Raw genomic sequence first — 16,606 nt, forward strand, 5'->3', positions numbered from 1 at the left:
TCGGACGCGATAGTGCGTGTGGTGGTCTTGTGGTCGCGGTGCCCGGCGATCACGAGCGCGGTCGGCGTGGTAAGCCGTGTGGTGTCGGTATCAGAGGAGGAGGCGTCCCGCTGGCGGCGGCACTCAGCGCGAGGAGCAGCGCGGCCCCCAAGGACATGCCGGCGGTGCGTCTGGACATCAATATGGCTTCCCCCGAAACCTCGTCTTCCCCCGGTCCCGCACCGGGGACTCTCAGGGATGCAAACGCACCCGGTTCCAGAGGGTCAATCGGTCGTATTGCGTACAAACGGGACGGAAGGTCACGCGTCCGCGAGGAGCCCCTCGTCCAGGAACTCCCGTACGTGGCCGAGAACTTGCGCCCGGTCCGTGCCCCGCAGCCCGATCGCCACATGGATGGAGAAACCGTCGAGGAGAGCACGGAGCCGGGCCGCGAAACGGTCCGGGTCGACGGCCCAGAACTCCCCCCGTGACACGCCCTCCGCGATCAGCGCGACCAGGTCGCGGTGCCAGACGCCCTCGATCGCGGCCTGCCGGTCGCGGGCGTCCTCGTCGGCGTTCTGCGAGCGGTTCCAGACCTCCAGCCACAGCGTCCAGTGCGGGTCGCGGTGCCCGTCCGGGACGTACAGGTCGACGTACGCGTCGACGCGCTCGCGGACCGTGGCTCCCGTACGGGTGAGCAAGCGTCCGCGCTCGGCGCCCAGCCTGCCCTCGCTCCACTCCAGGGCCTGAAGCAGGAGTTCGTCCTTGGAGTGGAAGTAGTAGAGGAGATGACCGCTGCTCATGCCGACCTCGCGGCCGAGCGCGGCCATGGTGAGCTGCTCCAGGCCACGTTCGGCGATCATGCGCACGGCTGCGGCGAGGACGTCCTCGCGCGGCGGCGCGTTCTTCCGCGCACCGGCCATCGTCCGACTCCCTCGCGCTGGGTTCTTAGATCTTCGGCTGCTGTTGGGTGACGCAGTGGATGCCTCCACCGCCCGCGAAGATCGTACGGGCGTCCACCAGCGTCACCGTCCGCTCGGGGAAGAGGCGCCGGAAGATGCCGGCGGCGATCTCGTCCCGCGGGTCGTCGAAGGCGCAGAGCACGACTCCGCCGTTGCAGAGGTAGTGGTTGATGTAGGAGTAGTCGACCCAGTCGCCGTCCTCGTCCTTGAGGACGGCCGGCGCCGGGACCTCTACGACCTCCAGTCGACGACCCTTCGCGTCGGTCTCGGCGCGGAGGAGGGCGAGGTACTCCCGCGAGCGGGCGTGGTCCGGGTGGGCCGGGTCGCGCTGGCTGTGGACCAGTACGGTGCCGGGCCGGGCGAAGGCCGCGACGATGTCGACGTGGCCCTGGGTGCCGTAGACGCCGTAGTCGCCGGTGAGGCCGTGCGGGAGCCAGATCGCCTTGGTGGTGCCGAGTCTGGCGTGGATCTCCGCCTCGACCTGCTCGCGCGTCCAGCCGGGGTTGCGTCCGGCGCCGAGCTGGACCGTCTCCGTGAGCAGCACCGTCCCCTCGCCGTCGACGTGGATCGCGCCGCCCTCGTTGACGAGCGTGCTGCCGAGTGCGGGGACTCCGGCCAGGTCGGCGACATGGCGGGCGATCTTGGAGTCATGTTCCCAGCGGGCCCAGTCCTGGGCGCCCCAGCCGTTGAACGTCCAGTCCACGGCGGCCAGTTGAGAGCCGTCCGTGACGAACGTGGGGCCGATGTCCCGCATCCACGCGTCGTCCAGTTCGCGCTCGACCAGGTCGACGTCCGGGCCGAGCAGCTCGCGCGCCGAGTCACCCTGACCCGGCCCGTGCACCATCGTCACCGGTTCGAAGCGACGCACGGCGCGGGCGACGGACGCCCAGGAGGCGCGGGCCTCCGCCAGTTCCTCGGCGTTGGAGAAGGTCGGGTTGGGCCCGGGCCAGGCCATCCAGGTGCGCTCGTGCGGGGCCCACTCGGGCGGCATACGGAAGCTCATCACAAGTACCGAGTCCCTTGGTGCTAGAGGAAGTAGAGGCGGTTGAGGGCGACCGAGTCGGCGGGCTCTGAGCGCAGCGGTTCGCCGTCGAGGGTGACCAGGCCTGTGCCCTGATCCACATCGACCGCTCCGGTACGGGAGTTGAGCCGCAGGTCGGCGGGCCCGATGCCCCGCGTACCGCGAACCGCCACTCGTCTACGGCGAGTTGGCATGGCGTCGCCGCCCTGGTCCAGGGCGGCCTGCGCGACGAAGGCCACGGAAATGTCGGCGGGCGTCGTGCCGTGCGCGCCGAACTGCGGTCCCAGGACGAGGGGTTCACAGGTGTCGGTCGCCGCGTTGGGGTCGCCGACCACGCCGTAGGCCGGGAACCCGGACTTCAGCACCAGCTGCGGTTTCGCGCCGAAGTACTCGGGGCGCCACAGCACGATGTCCGCCAGCTTGCCGACCTCGATGGAGCCGACCTCGTGCGAAAGCCCGTGTGCGATCGCGGGGTTGATGGTCAGCTTGGCGATGTAGCGCAGGACGCGGTCGTTGTCGTGGTCCGTCTCCGGGGAACCGTCGAGCGCGCCGAGTTCGGCCTTCATCTTCCCGGCCATCGCGAACGTACGGCGCACGGTCTCACCGGCCCGGCCCATGCCCTGCGCGTCCGACGAGGTGATGCCGATCGCGCCCAGGTCGTGCAGCACGTCCTCGGCGCCCATCGTCCCGGCGCGGATGCGGTCGCGGGCCATCGCCGCGTCGCCGGGCAGGTCGGTCTTCAGGTCGTGGACGGAGACGATCATGCCGTAGTGCTCGGCGACCGCGTCCCGGCCGAAGGGGAGGGTGGGGTTGGTGGAGGAGCCGATGACATTCCCAACTCCGGCCATCTTCAGGACATTCGGCACGTGTCCGCCGCCGCAGCCCTCGATGTGGAAGGCGTGGATCGTCCGGCCGTCCAGGACACGCAGGGTGTCCTCGACGGAGAGGCACTCGTTCAACCCGTCGCTGTGCAGGGCGACTTGGACGTCGTACTCCTCGGCGACCCGCAAAGCGGTGTCCAGCGCGCGGGTGTGGGCGCCCATGTCCTCGTGCACCTTGAAGCCGCTGGCCCCGCCTTCGGCCAACGCCTCGATCAGCGGCGCGTCCGAGGAAGACGAACCCCGGCCCAGGAAGCCGATGTTGACCGGCCAGGCGTCGAAGGCGTTGAAGGCGTGGCGCAGCGCCCAGGGCGAGTTGACGCCGACTCCCCAGACCGGGCCGAACTCCTGGCCGATGATCGTGGTCACCCCGGAGGCGAGCGACGCCTCCATGATGCGCGGCGACAGCAGATGGACGTGGGTGTCGACCGCGCCGGCGGTGGCGATGAGCCCCTCGCCGGAGACGATCGAGGTACCGGTGCCGACGACGACGTCCACGCCGTCGAGGGTGTCGGGGTTGCCGGCCCGCCCGATGGAACAGATCCGCCCTTCCCGGATCCCGATGGACACCTTGCGGATGCCCTGCGCCGCGTCGATCACCACCACATTGCTGATCACGACGTCACAGGTCTCGCGCACGGCGGCGGCCTTGAGGTGCAGTCCGTCGCGGGCGGTCTTGCCGAACCCGGCGAGGAACTCGTCGCCGTAGCGCTGCGCGTCGGACTCGACCCGAATCGTCAGCCCCGAGTCGCCGAGGCGGACGCGGTCGCCGGCGCGGGGGCCGTGGGTGGCGGCGTACTCGTACGGGTTCACAGCTCAACTCCCAGGTAACCGCAGGCAGTCGCGCGCCGCAGCGCCTCCGTCTTCGCGCCCGGCGCGTCCAGCGGGCCGTCGACTAGGCCCGCGAAACCGATCGCGATCCGCTCGCCGCCGATGGGCAGCAGGCCGACCTCGGCGCTCTCGCCCGGCCCGAAGCGGACGGACGATCCGGCGGGTACGGCGAGGCGCATGCCGTAGGCCTCGGCGCGGGGGAAGTCGAGGCGCGGGTTGGCCTCGAAGAAGTGGAAGTGGGAGGTCACGGAGACGGGGACGGTCGCGGTGTTGGTGACGGTGACGCGGACGACGGCCTCGGGTTCGGCGTGCGGCGGTCCCGGGAGCAGGGCGCCCGGGGCATCGGCCGCGAGTCCCCCGCCGATCGGGTCCGAGACCACCGCGAGCCGCGAACCGTCGTCGAAGACGGCCTCGACATGCACCTCGGTGACGATGTCGGCGACACCCGGCAGGACGTCGTCGGGGCCGAGGACGGAGCGGGCGCGCTCGATGGCCTCGGCCAGCCGCCTCCCGTCCCGGGCGGCCTCGCACACCGTGTCCGCGATGAGCGCGGTGGCCTCCGGCACGTTGAGCCGCAGACCGCGCGCCTTGCGGGCGCGGGCCAGTTCTGCGGCCGAGAACAGCAGCAGCCGGTCGCGTTCCGTGGGGGTGAGCCTCATCCCATATCCCTCCTTTAGAGCATCACTCTAAACCTTAGAACCCATCTCTGGAATGGTTGACGCGCGACCACACCTCGGTTCACATTGAACGTCACTCTAAGAAAGAGGTGGCCCCATCATGCCGATCGAACAACGCGGAGTCGACACCGTCCCCGACGCGGAACGCACCAGCGGTCCACGTGACCTGGTGTCGATCCTGCTCGGTTCCAACCTCTGTCTCGGCGTGATCATCTTCGGCTGGCTGCCGCCGTCGTTCGGCCTCGGCTGGTGGGCGTCGGTGAGCTCGATCGTGGCAGGCACGGTGGTCGGGACGGTGTTCACGGCACCGCTGGCCCTGGTCTCCCTGCGCACCGCCACCAACCTGTCGACGTCCTCCGGCGCCCAGTTCGGGGTGCGGGGCCGGCTGGTCGGCTCGGTCGTGGGACTCCTCCTCGCCCTCGGCTACACCGCGCTGACCGTGTGGATCGGCGGCGATGTGATGGTGGGCGTGCTGGGGCGGTTGTTCGGGCTGCCGGCGGACGGGGCGTCGTACGCCGTCGTGTACACGCTGCTCGCCGGGGCGACCGTCGCGGGCGCGGTCTACGGCTACCGGGTGCTGCTCGCGATGTCCCGCGTGCTCTCGGTCGGCATGACGGCTCTGCTGGCCCTGGGAGTGATCGCGTACGCCCCGCACTTCACGACCGACGCGCTGCCGGGGACGGGCGGCTATCTGCTGGGCGGGTTCTGGCCGACGTGGTGCCTGGCGACGGTGGCGGCGGGACTGTCCGGGCCGATCGCGTTCATCACCCTCCTCGGCGACTACACGCGCTACATCTCCCCGGCCCGCCACACCTCCCGCACGGTCCTGCACGCGACCTGGCTCGGCCTGATCGCCGGTCTCCTGGTGCCCCAACTCTTCGGCACGTTCACGGCGTTCGGGGCGCGGGCGGCCCTCGACTACGCGGGCCCGCTGGTGTCGGCGTCGCCCACCTGGTACCTGGTCCCGCTGCTGCTCGCCGCCTCGGCGGGGTCGGTCGGCAACGCCGGGCTGATGCTCTACTCCATGGGCCTCGACCTGGACGCGATCCTGCCCCGCGCGTCCCGGGCCCGGGCCACGTGCGCGGTCGCGGTCGTCGCCACGGCCTGTGTCTTCGTCGGGCACTACGCCTGGAACGCCCAGTCCGCGATGACGTCCTTCGTGCTCCTGCTGACGGCGATCGGCACACCGTGGGCGGTCATCACGCTCATCGGCTTCGTACGGTGCCGGGGGATGTACGACGCGGACGCGCTGCAAGTCTTCAACCGCCGCTCGCGGGGCGGCACTTACTGGTTCCGGGCGGGCTGGAACATCCCGGCGGTGATCTCCTGGGCGGTGGGCGCGGGGGTCGGGCTGCTCGCCGTGTCGCTGCCGTCGTACGAAGGGCCGCTGCTGTCACTCACCGGCGGGGTGGACTGTAGCTTCCTGCTGTCGGGGGCGGTCGGCGGGCTGGCGTACGTCCTGTTGACGACGAAGGCCGCCGCGGACACCGAGTCCGCGACGGCCCCCGAGATGACCAGTCGTGTCTAGCCGAGCTTGTGCATCCAGCCGTGCTTGTCGGGGCTGTCGCCGCGCTGGATGTCGAGGAGGGCGCCGCGCAGACGGAGGGTGACCTCGCCGGGCTCGCCGTCGGACTGCCGCCACTCGGCACCGGTGCGCTTGACCGTGCCGACCGGGGTGATGACCGCGGCCGTACCGCAGGCGAAGACCTCGGTCAGCGTGCCGTTCTCGGAGTCGCGCTGCCACTGGTCGACGGAGACGCGGCCCTCCTCGGGCTCGTAGCCGAGGTCGCGGGCGAGGGTGAGGAGGGAGTCGCGGGTGACGCCCTCCAGGATGGAGCCGGTGAGGGTGGGGGTGATGATCTTGTTGCCGTACACGAAGTACAGGTTCATGCCGCCGAGTTCCTCGACCCACTTGCGCTCGACCGCGTCGAGGTAGCAGACCTGGGCGCAGCCCTGCTCGGCGGCCTCGGCCTGGGCGAGGAGGGAGGCTGCGTAGTTGCCGCCGGTCTTGGCGTCGCCCATGCCGCCGGGGACGGCGCGGACGTGGTCCTCGGAGACCCAGATGGAGACGGGCTTCACGCCGCCGGGGAAGTAGGCGCCGGCCGGGGAGGCGATGACCAGGAAGAGGTACTCGTTGGCGGGCTTCACGCCCAGGCCGACCTCGGTCGCGATCATGAACGGGCGCAGGTAGAGGGACTCCTCGCCGCCGTGCGCCGGGACCCAGTCGCGGTCCTGCTGGACCAGCACGTCACAGGCCTCGATGAACGTCTCGACCGGCAGCTCGGGCATGCCGAGGCGGCGGGCGGAGGTCTGGAAGCGGCGGGCGTTCTTCTCGGGGCGGAAGGTGGCCACCGAGCCGTCGGCCTGCCGGTAGGCCTTGAGTCCCTCGAAGATCTCCTGCGCGTAGTGCAGGGTCATGTTCGCGGGGTCGAGGGAGAGCGGGCCGTACGGCACGAGCTGGCCGTCGTGCCAGCCGCGGCCCTCGGTCCACTTGATCGTCACCATGTGGTCGGTGAAGTGGCGGCCGAACCCGGGGTTCGTCAGAATCGCGTCGCGCTCGGCGGCGGAAAGTGGCGAGGCCGAGGGCTTGAGCTCGATCGTGGGCGTCGTCATGAGTGGTTGTCCTTCACCGGTTGTGTGTGACGGGCCGCGCTCACGCCCTCGACTGCCAGTGGCCAGTGTTAGGACGTCCGAGCATTCCCTCATTCCGCGGCTCCGCGTTCGATTATCGCGCGGGGAGGACCGTGGACGAAAACGGCGTGAATGCGACCCAGGGATGATGGTGGCACCCGGCGGGGACGTAAGAAAAGCCGCCGGGTGCGGTTGCGACCCGGCGGCTTCGAAATACTGCGTGAGATTTCGAGTGGTCGGCGGGTCAGCCGGCTACTCGTACGGCGAGCGCGTCGCCGATCTCGGTGGTGCTGCGCGCGGGCTTGCCGGTGCGCTCCGCGAGGTCGGCGGAGACGGCTTCCTCGATGCGGACGGCCTCGGACTCGTAGCCGAGGTGACGCAGCAGGAGGGCGACGGACAGGACCGTGGCGGTGGGGTCGGCCTTGCCCTGGCCCGCGATGTCGGGTGCGGAGCCGTGCACGGGCTCGAACATCGAGGGGAACTCGCCGGACGGGTTGATGTTCCCGCTCGCGGCGACGCCGATGCCGCCGGAGACGGCCGCGGCGAGGTCGGTGATGATGTCGCCGAAGAGGTTGTCGGTGACGATCACGTCGAAGCGGGCCGGGTCGGTGACGAGGTAGATCGTCGCCGCGTCGACGTGGATGTAGTCGGTGGTGACCTCGGGGAACTCGGCCGCGACCTTGTTGAACACGTTCGTCCACAGGTGGCCCGCGAAGGTCAGCACGTTGTTCTTGTGGACCAGCGTGAGCTTCTTGCGCGGACGGGCCTGGGCGCGGGCGAAGGCGTCACGGACGACGCGCTCGACACCGAAGGCCGTGTTGACGGAGACCTCGGTGGCGACCTCGTGCTCGGTGCCCTTGCGAATGGTGCCGCCGTTGCCGGTGTACGGCCCCTCGGTACCCTCGCGGACCACGACGAAGTCGATCTCCGGCTCACCGGCGAGGGGGGTCGCCACTCCCGGGAGCAGCTTGCTCGGCCGCAGGTTGACGTGGTGGTCGAAGGCGAAGCGCAGCTTGAGCAGGAAACCCCGCTCCAGCACACCGGACGGGACCGACGGGTCACCGATCGCGCCCAGCAGGATCGCGTCGTGCGGCTTCAGCGCGGCCAGGTCGGCGTCGGTGAGGGTCTCACCGGTGGCGTGGTAGCGCCGGGCGCCGAAGTCGAACTCCTTGGTCTCCAGCTTCACATCCTGCGGAAGGACGGCGGAGAGGACTTTCAGACCTTCGGCCACGACTTCCTGACCGATGCCGTCACCGGGGATCACTGCGAGATCGATGCTGCGAGACATGCCCGCCACCGTACTCCGCGTCCCATGGGATGACACCGGGTGTCCATGATGCGGACTGGGGCGGATAGTTCTCGGGCGTCGGCGTCAGCCATTCGACCGGTGTTCACCCTTATGCCGGGAGGCCGTTGGACTCCTGGGGGAGTTTCATCGACATGGAGACACCTGACGTCGGCATCCCGGAGCACCTCGCGGTCCGGATGAGCATGGCCGAGCAGTACGAGTACCTGCGCACGAAGCTGACCAGGCGCCGCACGCTGGTGACGGCGGGCGCGGTGGCGGCGGGCGGCCTGCTGACGGGGTGCGCCGGCAAGGGGACCACCGACGGCAAGGCGGCCGGCGGGAAAACGAGCGGCCCCGCCACATCGAAGGTGCCCGGCGCCGTCGTCACCCCCTTCGGCCGCCATCTCGCCTTCGGCGCCGACCCGAAGACGGAGATGCGGATCTCCTGGCAGGTCCCGTTCGCGGTCAGGAAGCCGTACGTACGCGCCGGGACGAGGCCGGACGACCTGAACCACCGGATCACCGCCGAGGTACGCGCCCTGCACACCCCCGGGCTGACCGGCGTCCGCCCCGCGGTCGAGCAGTACTACGTCCACGCGGCCCTGAACGACCTCCGCCCCGGCACGACGTACTACTACGGCGTCGGCCACGAGGGCTACGACCCGGCGGCACCGGCACACCGCTCGACGATCGGTTCGTTCCGTACGGCGCCGGCGAACCCGGAGAAGTTCGTGTTCACGGCCTTCGGCGACCAGGGCGTGAGCAACGCGGCCGCCGCCAACGACCATGTCATCCTGCGCGAGAACCCCGCCTTCCACCTCCACGCCGGCGACATCTGCTACGCCGACACCAACGGCCAGGGCAAGACGACGGACGGCTACGACCCGACGTACTGGAACCTGTTCCTCAAGCAGAACGAGCCCGTCTCCCGTTCCGTCCCGTGGATGGTGACGACCGGCAACCACGACATGGAGGCCTGGTACTCCCCCGACGGCTACGGCGGCCAGCTCGCCCGCTGGTCCCTCCCGGAGAACGGCTTCGACCCGGCGCACGCGCCGGGCGTGTACTCCTTCGTCTACGGCAACGTCGGCGTCGTGGCGCTCGACGCGAACGACGTGTCGTACGAGATCACCGCCAACCTCGGCTACACGGACGGGAAGCAGACGAAGTGGCTGGACGGCCGGCTGCGTGAGCTGCGGGCGACGAAGGGGGTCGACTTCGTGGTCGTCTTCTTCCACCACTGCGCGTACTCGACCTCCTCGCACGCCTCGGACGGCGGGGTACGGGCCGAGTGGCTGCCGCTGTTCGCGAAGCACCAGGTGGACCTGGTGATCAACGGCCACAACCACGTCTACGAGCGGACCGACGCGATCAGGGACAACGCGGTCGGCAGGGCGGTGCCGATCGGCGCGTCCACCGATCCGACGCGGGACGGGATCGTCTACGTCACGGCGGGCGGCGGCGGCCGGGATCTGTACGGCTTCCCGGCGGGCGTGAAGGAGAGCTACGAGGGGCACGTCACGCGGCACGGGACGGTCGACACCGTGCAGTGGGCGAAGGGCCAGCACACGCGGGCGGAGACGGTGGAGTGGTCGCGGGTGCGCTACCGGGGCTTCTCCCTCCTCTCGGTGGAGGCGGAGAGCGGCAGCACGCCCCGGCTCAAGGTCTCGGCCCTGGACGGGGACGGTAAGCGCATCGATCACTTCGAGGTGCGGCGCGGTCACTGAGACCGCGCCGCACCCCGTGCGGGCGCGGCTCCCGGTAAGTGGTGACTGCTGGCAGTCAGGTGGCTCAGTGGCCGGTCTCGCCGCCGTTGTCCCGGCGGTCGAGGGCGCGCTGGAGGGCGGCGGCGGCGTTCTTGCGCTCGGACTCGCTCGTGCGGGACACGTGGCGGACTCGGCGGCGGGCGGTCGTCTCGGCCATGGAGAATCGACTCCTTCGATAAATCCTGGAGTGCGGAAGGGATGTGCGAGACGCCGGAGGGGGCGGGGAGCGACGGACCGCAGGGGTTGCCTGCATGCTGTCCGGCTCACGACCGCCATTCGCTTGGTCTAGCGAGACGTTCGGCTCCTACAAAGCTAGGACAGGACTCCGCATCTGTCTCCACAATTACTCGGACTTCCTACTATCTGAGACGGTGAAACGAGTCACACGGCGCTGACCTGCGATTTCCTTCCGGCACGCAGCTCGCGGACGAGGGCCCGGACGGCCGTCGTCGCGGCCAGTTCGGGAGTGGTCACGTAGCCGACCGTCCGCGTCGGCCGCCCCGTCCCGAGATCGGTGACCGCGACCGAGGGTGGCGCCCCGGTGAGGGAGAGCCTGGGCATGATGGCCATGCCGAAACCGCTGCCCACCATGGAGAGCACCGCCCCGTCGTCCTCGGCGCGCACCGTCGCCGCCGGGATCCAGTCCTGCGCGGCCCACCAGGCGCGCGTGTAGGAGGAGCAGTTCTCGGCCCAGTCGACCAGCGGCAGCGAGCGCGGCGCCGGGTGACCGGCCGGGTGCACCAAGGCGTACGGCTCTTCCAGGAGTACGTCGCCCACCAGCCCCGGCGGGACCGGCGAACCGGTGCCGATGGTCGCGATACCGAGGTCGGCACGCCCCTCGGCCACCTCGCCGGCGGTGCCGGGCCCGATCTCGCGGACCACCCGCACGGTCGGCTCGATCCCGGGGTGGGAGACGGCGAGGCGCTCCAGCACCGGCGGCAGCAGATACAGGGCCGCGCTCCGGAAGGCGGCGATACGCAGCGGCCCGCCGACCACGCCCGTCCCGGCACCTCGCGTCTCGGCGACCATCACCTCCAGCATCCGCAGCACACGGCGTGCGTGCGCGACGGCCCGCGCACCGGCGGGCGTGGGCCGGGCACCGTACCGCCCGCGCTCGAACAGCACGACGCCCAGCTTCCGTTCGATGCCGCGCACCGCGTGCGAGACGGCGGACTGGGTGCTCCCGAGCCGGGCACCGGCCGCCGAGAAACCTCCCTCGTCGGCCACCGCGACCAAGGTCCTGAGCTCCTGCGGCGCAAGATCGACAGACTGCACTCGGGGTCTCCCACCTGCTGCTATGAGGACGATTCATGGACCGACTCGTTCCATGAGCGCAACCGTCTCCCCGACCCCCGCATTCCTGTCTACGGTCCCGTCCCATGACCAAGACCGACATCGCGCTCACCGTGCACCAGACGTCCCGCCCGGCCGGCTTCCCCTCCCCCGCCCAGTTCCGCTTCGTGGAGTCACCCGTCCCGGAGCCGGCCCCGGGCACGGTGCTGGTCGAGAACCTCTACTGGTCCGTCGACCCCTACCACCGCGAAATGATGGACGGCGACTTCGAGTTGAACGCCCCGCTGGAGGGCCGCGCCCTCGGCCGGATCGTCGCCTCCCGCGACCCGGCGCTGCCCGAGGGCGAGATCGTCTTCCACCGCGAGGGCTGGCGCACGCACTCGGTCGTACGGCCCGAGGAGGTCCGCCGGCTCCCTCACCACGACGGGGTTCCGCTGTCCGCCTACCTGAGCGTGCTCGGCGGCACCGGTCTGACGGCGTACGTCGGCCTCACCCGGATCGCTCGACTCCGCGAGGGGGACGACGTGTTCGTGTCCGCGGCGGCGGGCGGAGTCGGCACGGCGACCGGACGCTTCGCCAAGCTGCTGGGGGCGGGCCGGCTGATCGGCAGCGCGGGATCGGCGGAGAAGGTCACGTACCTGACGGAGCACGTGGGTTACGACGCGGCCTTCGACTACCGCACCGCTCCCGTGGCCGAACTCCTCGCCGAGGCGGCCCCCGACGGCATCGACCTGTTCGTCGACAACGTCGGAGGCGACCAACTCGGCGCCGCGGTGGGCGCGTTGCGCGAACGCGGGCGAGTGGTGCGCATCGGCACGGTCGGCCAGTACAACACCCCCGACGCGCCGCCCGTGCTCTTCAACCACGCCGACGTCGTGGAGAAGAGCCTGCGCATCGAGGGCTTCCTGGTGCGCGACTACCGGGACGTGCAGGAGGAGTTGTACGAGTTCGCCGTACCGCACCTGCGCGCCGGGACGCTGGCCCTGGACGAGACGGTGGTGGACGGCTTCGAGCTGATCGTGGAGGCGTTCCTGTCGATGCTGCGGGGCGGGAACACGGGCAAGATCCTTGTACGGGCGACAGCGTGACGGTCCGTCAGAGCACGTCCCCGTCACGCCAGTCGAAGAGCAGATCGCTGCCGAGGTCGAGGGGCCCGGCGAGCGCGGGCCGGACGTACGTACTCTCCTCCTCCTCGGGCAGGTGGACGATCCCGTCCGGACCGAGGGCGGAGATCTTGCCGCCCCACAGCCGCCAGCCGCGCGCGATGTAGAGACGGGCCCCGTCGTCACTGGCGCCGAGCAGCCCGACGTCGTAGGCGTGATCGACGATCCGCTCCAGCTCGGCCATGACGAGCCCCCCGTACCCCTGGCGCCGGGCGTCGGGCCGTACGCCGACCCCCTCCACATACCCGACCCGCAGCCACCGCCCCCGGTACCGCACCCGGCGCATGACCACCGAGCCGTGCGCGACGAGCCCGGTGTCGTCGGCGAGCAGCGCGTGGACGCCGCCGAGGCCGTGCTCCCAGTCCTGGTCGGTGAGGTCACCGTCGAAGGCGGCGTCCAGCAGTTCACGGGCGGCGCGGCGGTCGGCCGGGGTGAGGTCGGCCGTGTGGGCGGTGCGCATACGGATGGTCACGGGGTCAGTATCGGAGACGGGGGCTCCCCGGCCCGGCCCATTCGGAGAAACACCGAGGGGCCAGGCGATCGCCCAGCCCCTCATGTCAACCGACCGGACGTCAGCCCATGTGCGGGTACGCGTAGTCCGTCGGTGCCACCAGGGTCTCCTTGATGGCGCGGGTCAGGGTCCAGCGCATCAGGTTCTGCGGGGCGCCGGCCTTGTCGTTGGTGCCGGAGGAGCGGCCGCCGCCGAAGGGCTGCTGGCCGACGACCGCGCCGGTGGACTTGTCGTTGATGTAGAAGTTGCCGGCCGCGTAGCGGAGCTTCTCCATCGTGTACGCCGCCGCCGCGCGGTCGTTGGAGATGACCGCGCCCGTCAGCGCGTAGTCCGAGACCGACTCCATCTGGGTCAGCATCTCGTCGTAGTTCTCGTCCTCGTAGACGTGGACCGCGAGGAACGGGCCGAAGTACTCCGTCGTGAAGACCTCGTTGGCCGGGTCGCTGCACTCGACGACCGTCGGGCGGACGAAGTAGCCGACCGAGTCGTCGTACGAACCGCCCGCGACGATCGTGCAGTTGGGGTCCGCCTTCGCGCGGTCGATCGCCGCCTTGTTCTTGGCGAAGGAGCGCTCGTCGATGACCGCGCCGATGAAGTTCGACAGGTCGGTGACGTCACCCATCGTCAAGTAGTCGACCTCGGCGGCGAATTCCTCCTTGAAACCGGAGTTCCAGATCGACGCCGGGATGTACGCCCGGGAGCTCGCGGAGCACTTCTGGCCCTGGTACTCGAAGGAGCCCCGGGTCAACGCCGTCTTCAACACGGCGCGGTCCGCGCTCGGGTGGGCGACGACGAAGTCCTTGCCGCCGGTCTCGCCGACCAGACGCGGGTACGAGCGGTACTTCTCGATGTTGTTGCCGACCGTCTTCCACAGGTACTGGAAGGTCTTCGTCGACCCGGTGAAGTGGATGGCGGCCAGATCGCGGTGCTCCAGGGCGACCTTGGAGACCTCGATGCCGTCACCGGTGACGAGGTTGATGACGCCCTTGGGGAGACCAGCCTCCTCCAGCAACTGCATGAGGAGGACCGCGGAATGGGTCTGCGTCGGGCTCGGCTTCCACACAACCACGTTGCCCATGAGAGCCGGGGCCGTCGGCAGGTTACCCGCGATCGCCGTGAAGTTGAAGGGCGTGATCGCGTAGACGAAGCCTTCGAGCGGGCGGTGGTCGAGGCGGTTCCAGACGCCCGCGGAGTTCGCCGGGGGCTGCTCGGCGAGCAGGTCTCGGGCGTACTTGACGTTGAAGCGCCAGAAGTCGACGAGCTCGCAGGGACAGTCGATCTCGGCCTGCTGGGCGGTCTTGGACTGACCGAGCATGGTGGACGCGGCGAGGGTCTCGCGCCAGGGGCCGGAGAGCAGTTCGGCGGCGCGCAGGATGATCGCGGCACGGTCGTCGAAGGACATCGCACGCCAGGCGGGCGCGGCGGCGAGGGCCGCGTCGATCGCGTCCTGGGCGTCGCCCTGGGTGGCGTTGGCGTACGTACCGATCCGGGCCTTGTGGTTGTGCGGCTGTACGACGTCCACGCGCTCGCCGCCGCCCAGCCGCTTCTCGCCGCCGATGGTCATCGGCAGGTCGATCGGGTTCTCGGCCAGCTCCTTGAGCTTGACCTCAAGACGGGCACGCTCGGGAGAACCGGGCGCGTAGCCGTGCACCGGCTCGTTGACGGGGGTGGGGACCTGGGTCACAGCGTCCATGAGATCCGTAACTCCTTGTACGTGAGCGGGTGTTGGGGTCAATCCCTGGTCAGCCTCGGTCGGCCTCGGTCAGCTCTTGGTGAGGGTCGACCGTGCGAAGAAGAGGAGGTTGGCCGGCTTCTCCGCCAGGCGGCGCATGAAGTATCCGTACCAGTCCGTGCCGTAGGCGGTGTAGACGCGCATCCGGTGTCCCTCGGCGGCGAGCCGCAGGTGCTCGTCACTCCTGATCCCGTAGAGCATCTGGAACTCGTACTCGTCGAGCTTGCGGCCCGCCCGCCGGGCGAGTTCCTGGCCGATGGAGATGAGGCGCGGGTCGTGGGAGCCGATCATCGGGTACCCCTCGCCCTCCATCAGGATGCGCAGGATCCGGACGTACGCCTTGTCGATCTCGTGCTTCTGCTGGTACGCGACCTCGGCGGGCTCCTTGTACGCGCCCTTCACGAGCCGTACGCGGCTGCCGGCCTCGGCGAGCCGGCGGGCGTCGGACTCGGTGCGGAAGAGGTAGGCCTGGATGACGCAGCCGGTCTGCGGGAAGTCCTTCCGCAGTTCCTCGTGGATCGCGAACATCGAGTCGAGGGTGGTGTGGTCCTCGGCGTCGAGCGTGACGGTCGTACCGATGGCGGCGGCGGCCTCGACGACGGGCCGGACGTTGGCGAGGGCCAGCTCGTGGCCACCGTCCAGCGCCTGGCCGAACATGGACAGCTTGATGGACATCTCGGCCCGGGTGCCCAGCTCCAACTCCTTGAGCCGGTCGACGAGTTGGAGGTACGCGTCGCGGGCGGCGGCGGCCTGCTCGGGGGTGGTGATGTCCTCGCCGACGACGTCCATCGTCAGCTCAAGCCCCTTGGCGGTGAGCTCCTGGACAATCGGCACGATCTCGTCCACGGTCTCGCCGGGGATGAAGCGGTCGACGACCTGCTTGGTCACCGGCGCCGCCGAGATCAGCCGACGCATCTGATCGCTGCGCGAGGCGGCGAGAATCACGGGACCCAGCACGGGGTACCTCCAAGCAGTCGGACATCGGACATACGGGAACCACCGTGAAACCTAGGGTTGTCTCCGATCGTCGACCATCGACAGCTGTCACGCATCCGTGCCGCAGATCTCAGACAGATGTATGAAGGCGGCGCGATTATGCGGGAGAATGCCCGGGTGACATCCGATTCCAGAGGCGACTACCAGGAGCTCGTGGACGAGATCTCGGAACTCCTCGGCGCCCCCGCGACCCTGGAGAACCGCGACTTCGAGCTGATCGCCTTCGGGCTCTACGACGGTGAGGGCGACCTGGACCCGTCGGCGCTGGACCCGGTCCGCACCCGCTCGATCCTGACCCGGCGCTCCACAGCGGCGATCCGCACCTGGTTCGAGGGCTTCGGCATCACGCGCGCCACCGGCCCGGTCCGCATCCCGCCGACCCCCGAGGCGGGCGTCTACCGCGGCCGCATCTGCCTCCCCGTACGCCATCGGGGTGTCGTCCTCGGCTACGTCTGGCTCCTGGACGACGACGATCCGGGCCCCGCCGCTCCGCAACTGGACGCGGCGATGAAGGTGACGGCCCGGATCGGCGATCTCCTCGCGGACGAGGCACAGGCGGGCGCCGACCTCACGCGCGAACTCCGCGCGGTCCTCACCGCCGAACGCGGCTGGCAGCGCGACATGGCGGTCGCCGCCCTCCGCACGGCCCTCGGCCCACGCGGCGACGGCCCGCACGCGGTGGTCTGCGTCGCCCCCTGGCCGTCCGCCGACCCGGACGACGCCCCGTCGGCCCGTACGATCCCGCACGCGACGGCGCTGTGCACGGTGCCGTGGGGGGCGGCGGAGCAGCAGTGCCTGGCGGTACTGGTACGGCTGCGCTCGACGGACGTACACACACCGGCGGCGAGTGCGGCGGCACGGGTGTTGGGGGATGTGCG

General features: G+C 70.2%; 14 protein-coding genes and 1 pseudogene. 4 read left to right on the forward strand and 11 right to left on the reverse strand.

Annotated elements, in window-relative coordinates:
• Positions 1-299: 299 nt before the first annotated feature.
• Genes ACNFOC_RS35810 through ureA form a run of 4 tightly spaced genes read right to left on the reverse strand, consistent with a single transcriptional unit; the run spans position 300 to position 4,330 of the window.
• A complete protein-coding gene (locus ACNFOC_RS35810) occupies positions 300-902 on the reverse strand; it encodes a TetR/AcrR family transcriptional regulator (RefSeq protein WP_416963205.1) in 603 nt (200 codons plus the stop codon).
• 25 nt (positions 903-927) lie between these two features.
• Entirely contained in the window at positions 928-1,944 is a 1,017-nt protein-coding gene (locus ACNFOC_RS35815; RefSeq protein WP_416963206.1) for an agmatine deiminase family protein, read from the reverse strand.
• Between the two features lie 23 nt (positions 1,945-1,967).
• Positions 1,968-3,653 (reverse strand): urease subunit alpha, encoded by a 1,686-nt coding sequence (locus ACNFOC_RS35820; RefSeq protein ID WP_416963207.1) that lies wholly within the window; start codon positions 3,651-3,653, stop codon positions 1,968-1,970.
• On the reverse strand, positions 3,650-4,330 hold the full coding sequence (ureA, locus tag ACNFOC_RS35825) for an urease subunit gamma (protein WP_416963208.1): 681 nt from the start codon (positions 4,328-4,330) through the stop codon (positions 3,650-3,652). Before ureA ends, ACNFOC_RS35820 begins: the two co-directional genes overlap by 4 nt.
• Positions 4,331-4,448: 118 nt before the next feature.
• Between ureA and ACNFOC_RS35830 the strand changes: the two genes are divergently transcribed.
• Positions 4,449-5,876: a cytosine permease gene (locus ACNFOC_RS35830; protein WP_416963209.1), complete on the forward strand. Its 1,428-nt coding sequence runs from the start codon at positions 4,449-4,451 to the stop codon at positions 5,874-5,876.
• On the opposite strand, the gene ACNFOC_RS35835 is transcribed toward ACNFOC_RS35830, so the two are convergent.
• Positions 5,873-6,961 carry a branched-chain amino acid aminotransferase gene (locus ACNFOC_RS35835; protein WP_416963210.1) on the reverse strand — a complete coding sequence of 363 codons (1,089 nt, stop codon included), beginning with the start codon at positions 6,959-6,961 and terminating at the stop codon, positions 5,873-5,875. The genes ACNFOC_RS35830 and ACNFOC_RS35835 overlap by 4 nt on opposite strands.
• Positions 6,962-7,223: 262 nt before the next feature.
• Positions 7,224-8,267 carry a 3-isopropylmalate dehydrogenase gene (locus tag ACNFOC_RS35840; protein WP_019068675.1) on the reverse strand — a complete coding sequence of 348 codons (1,044 nt, stop codon included), beginning with the start codon at positions 8,265-8,267 and terminating at the stop codon, positions 7,224-7,226.
• 152 nt (positions 8,268-8,419) lie between these two features.
• Between ACNFOC_RS35840 and ACNFOC_RS35845 the strand changes: the two genes are divergently transcribed.
• Positions 8,420-9,994 carry a purple acid phosphatase family protein gene (locus ACNFOC_RS35845; protein WP_416963211.1) on the forward strand — a complete coding sequence of 525 codons (1,575 nt, stop codon included), beginning with the start codon at positions 8,420-8,422 and terminating at the stop codon, positions 9,992-9,994.
• Positions 9,995-10,058: 64 nt separating this feature from the next.
• Here ACNFOC_RS35845 and ACNFOC_RS35850 read toward each other — a convergent pair whose 3' ends face one another.
• Positions 10,059-10,190: a hypothetical protein gene (locus ACNFOC_RS35850; protein WP_366362211.1), complete on the reverse strand. Its 132-nt coding sequence runs from the start codon at positions 10,188-10,190 to the stop codon at positions 10,059-10,061.
• A 224-nt stretch (positions 10,191-10,414) separates the two neighbouring features.
• Positions 10,415-11,308 carry a LysR family transcriptional regulator gene (locus tag ACNFOC_RS35855; RefSeq protein ID WP_416963212.1) on the reverse strand — a complete coding sequence of 298 codons (894 nt, stop codon included), beginning with the start codon at positions 11,306-11,308 and terminating at the stop codon, positions 10,415-10,417.
• A gap of 104 nt (positions 11,309-11,412) precedes the next feature.
• On the opposite strand from ACNFOC_RS35855, the gene ACNFOC_RS35860 reads away from it, so the two are divergent.
• Positions 11,413-12,414, forward strand: a complete 1,002-nt coding sequence (locus tag ACNFOC_RS35860) for an NADP-dependent oxidoreductase (RefSeq protein ID WP_416963213.1) — start codon at positions 11,413-11,415, stop codon at positions 12,412-12,414.
• Between the two features lie 7 nt (positions 12,415-12,421).
• Here ACNFOC_RS35860 and ACNFOC_RS35865 read toward each other — a convergent pair whose 3' ends face one another.
• From ACNFOC_RS35865 to ACNFOC_RS35875, 3 genes are all read right to left on the reverse strand, one after another.
• Positions 12,422-12,961, reverse strand: a complete 540-nt coding sequence (locus ACNFOC_RS35865) for a GNAT family N-acetyltransferase (RefSeq protein ID WP_416963214.1) — start codon at positions 12,959-12,961, stop codon at positions 12,422-12,424.
• A gap of 100 nt (positions 12,962-13,061) precedes the next feature.
• Positions 13,062-14,693 carry an L-glutamate gamma-semialdehyde dehydrogenase gene (gene pruA, locus ACNFOC_RS35870; protein ID WP_416963215.1) on the reverse strand — a complete coding sequence of 544 codons (1,632 nt, stop codon included), beginning with the start codon at positions 14,691-14,693 and terminating at the stop codon, positions 13,062-13,064.
• 69 nt (positions 14,694-14,762) lie between these two features.
• Entirely contained in the window at positions 14,763-15,689 is a 927-nt protein-coding gene (locus ACNFOC_RS35875) for a proline dehydrogenase family protein (protein WP_416963216.1), read from the reverse strand.
• Positions 15,690-15,827: 138 nt separating this feature from the next.
• On the opposite strand from ACNFOC_RS35875, the pseudogene ACNFOC_RS35880 reads away from it, so the two are divergent.
• Positions 15,828-16,606: pseudogene (locus ACNFOC_RS35880) on the forward strand (PucR family transcriptional regulator); the annotation flags it as partial.

The sequence above is a fragment of the Streptomyces colwelliae genome (assembly GCF_048158785.1).
GTDB lineage: Bacteria > Actinomycetota > Actinomycetes > Streptomycetales > Streptomycetaceae > Streptomyces.

Excerpts from the sequence above, each read along its gene's own strand:
- pruA (WP_416963215.1), bottom strand. The coding sequence starts at position 14,693 with ATGGACGCTGTGACCCAGGTCCCCACCCCCGTCAACGAGCCGGTGCAC.
- ACNFOC_RS35810 (WP_416963205.1), bottom strand. The coding sequence starts at position 902 with ATGGCCGGTGCGCGGAAGAACGCGCCGCCGCGCGAGGACGTCCTCGCC.
- ACNFOC_RS35815 (WP_416963206.1), bottom strand. The coding sequence starts at position 1,944 with ATGAGCTTCCGTATGCCGCCCGAGTGGGCCCCGCACGAGCGCACCTGG.
- ACNFOC_RS35845 (WP_416963211.1), top strand. The coding sequence starts at position 8,420 with ATGGAGACACCTGACGTCGGCATCCCGGAGCACCTCGCGGTCCGGATG.
- ACNFOC_RS35840 (WP_019068675.1), bottom strand. The coding sequence starts at position 8,267 with ATGTCTCGCAGCATCGATCTCGCAGTGATCCCCGGTGACGGCATCGGT.
- ACNFOC_RS35850 (WP_366362211.1), bottom strand. The coding sequence starts at position 10,190 with ATGGCCGAGACGACCGCCCGCCGCCGAGTCCGCCACGTGTCCCGCACG.
- ACNFOC_RS35860 (WP_416963213.1), top strand. The coding sequence starts at position 11,413 with ATGACCAAGACCGACATCGCGCTCACCGTGCACCAGACGTCCCGCCCG.
- ACNFOC_RS35835 (WP_416963210.1), bottom strand. The coding sequence starts at position 6,961 with ATGACGACGCCCACGATCGAGCTCAAGCCCTCGGCCTCGCCACTTTCC.
- ACNFOC_RS35830 (WP_416963209.1), top strand. The coding sequence starts at position 4,449 with ATGCCGATCGAACAACGCGGAGTCGACACCGTCCCCGACGCGGAACGC.
- ureA (WP_416963208.1), bottom strand. The coding sequence starts at position 4,330 with ATGAGGCTCACCCCCACGGAACGCGACCGGCTGCTGCTGTTCTCGGCC.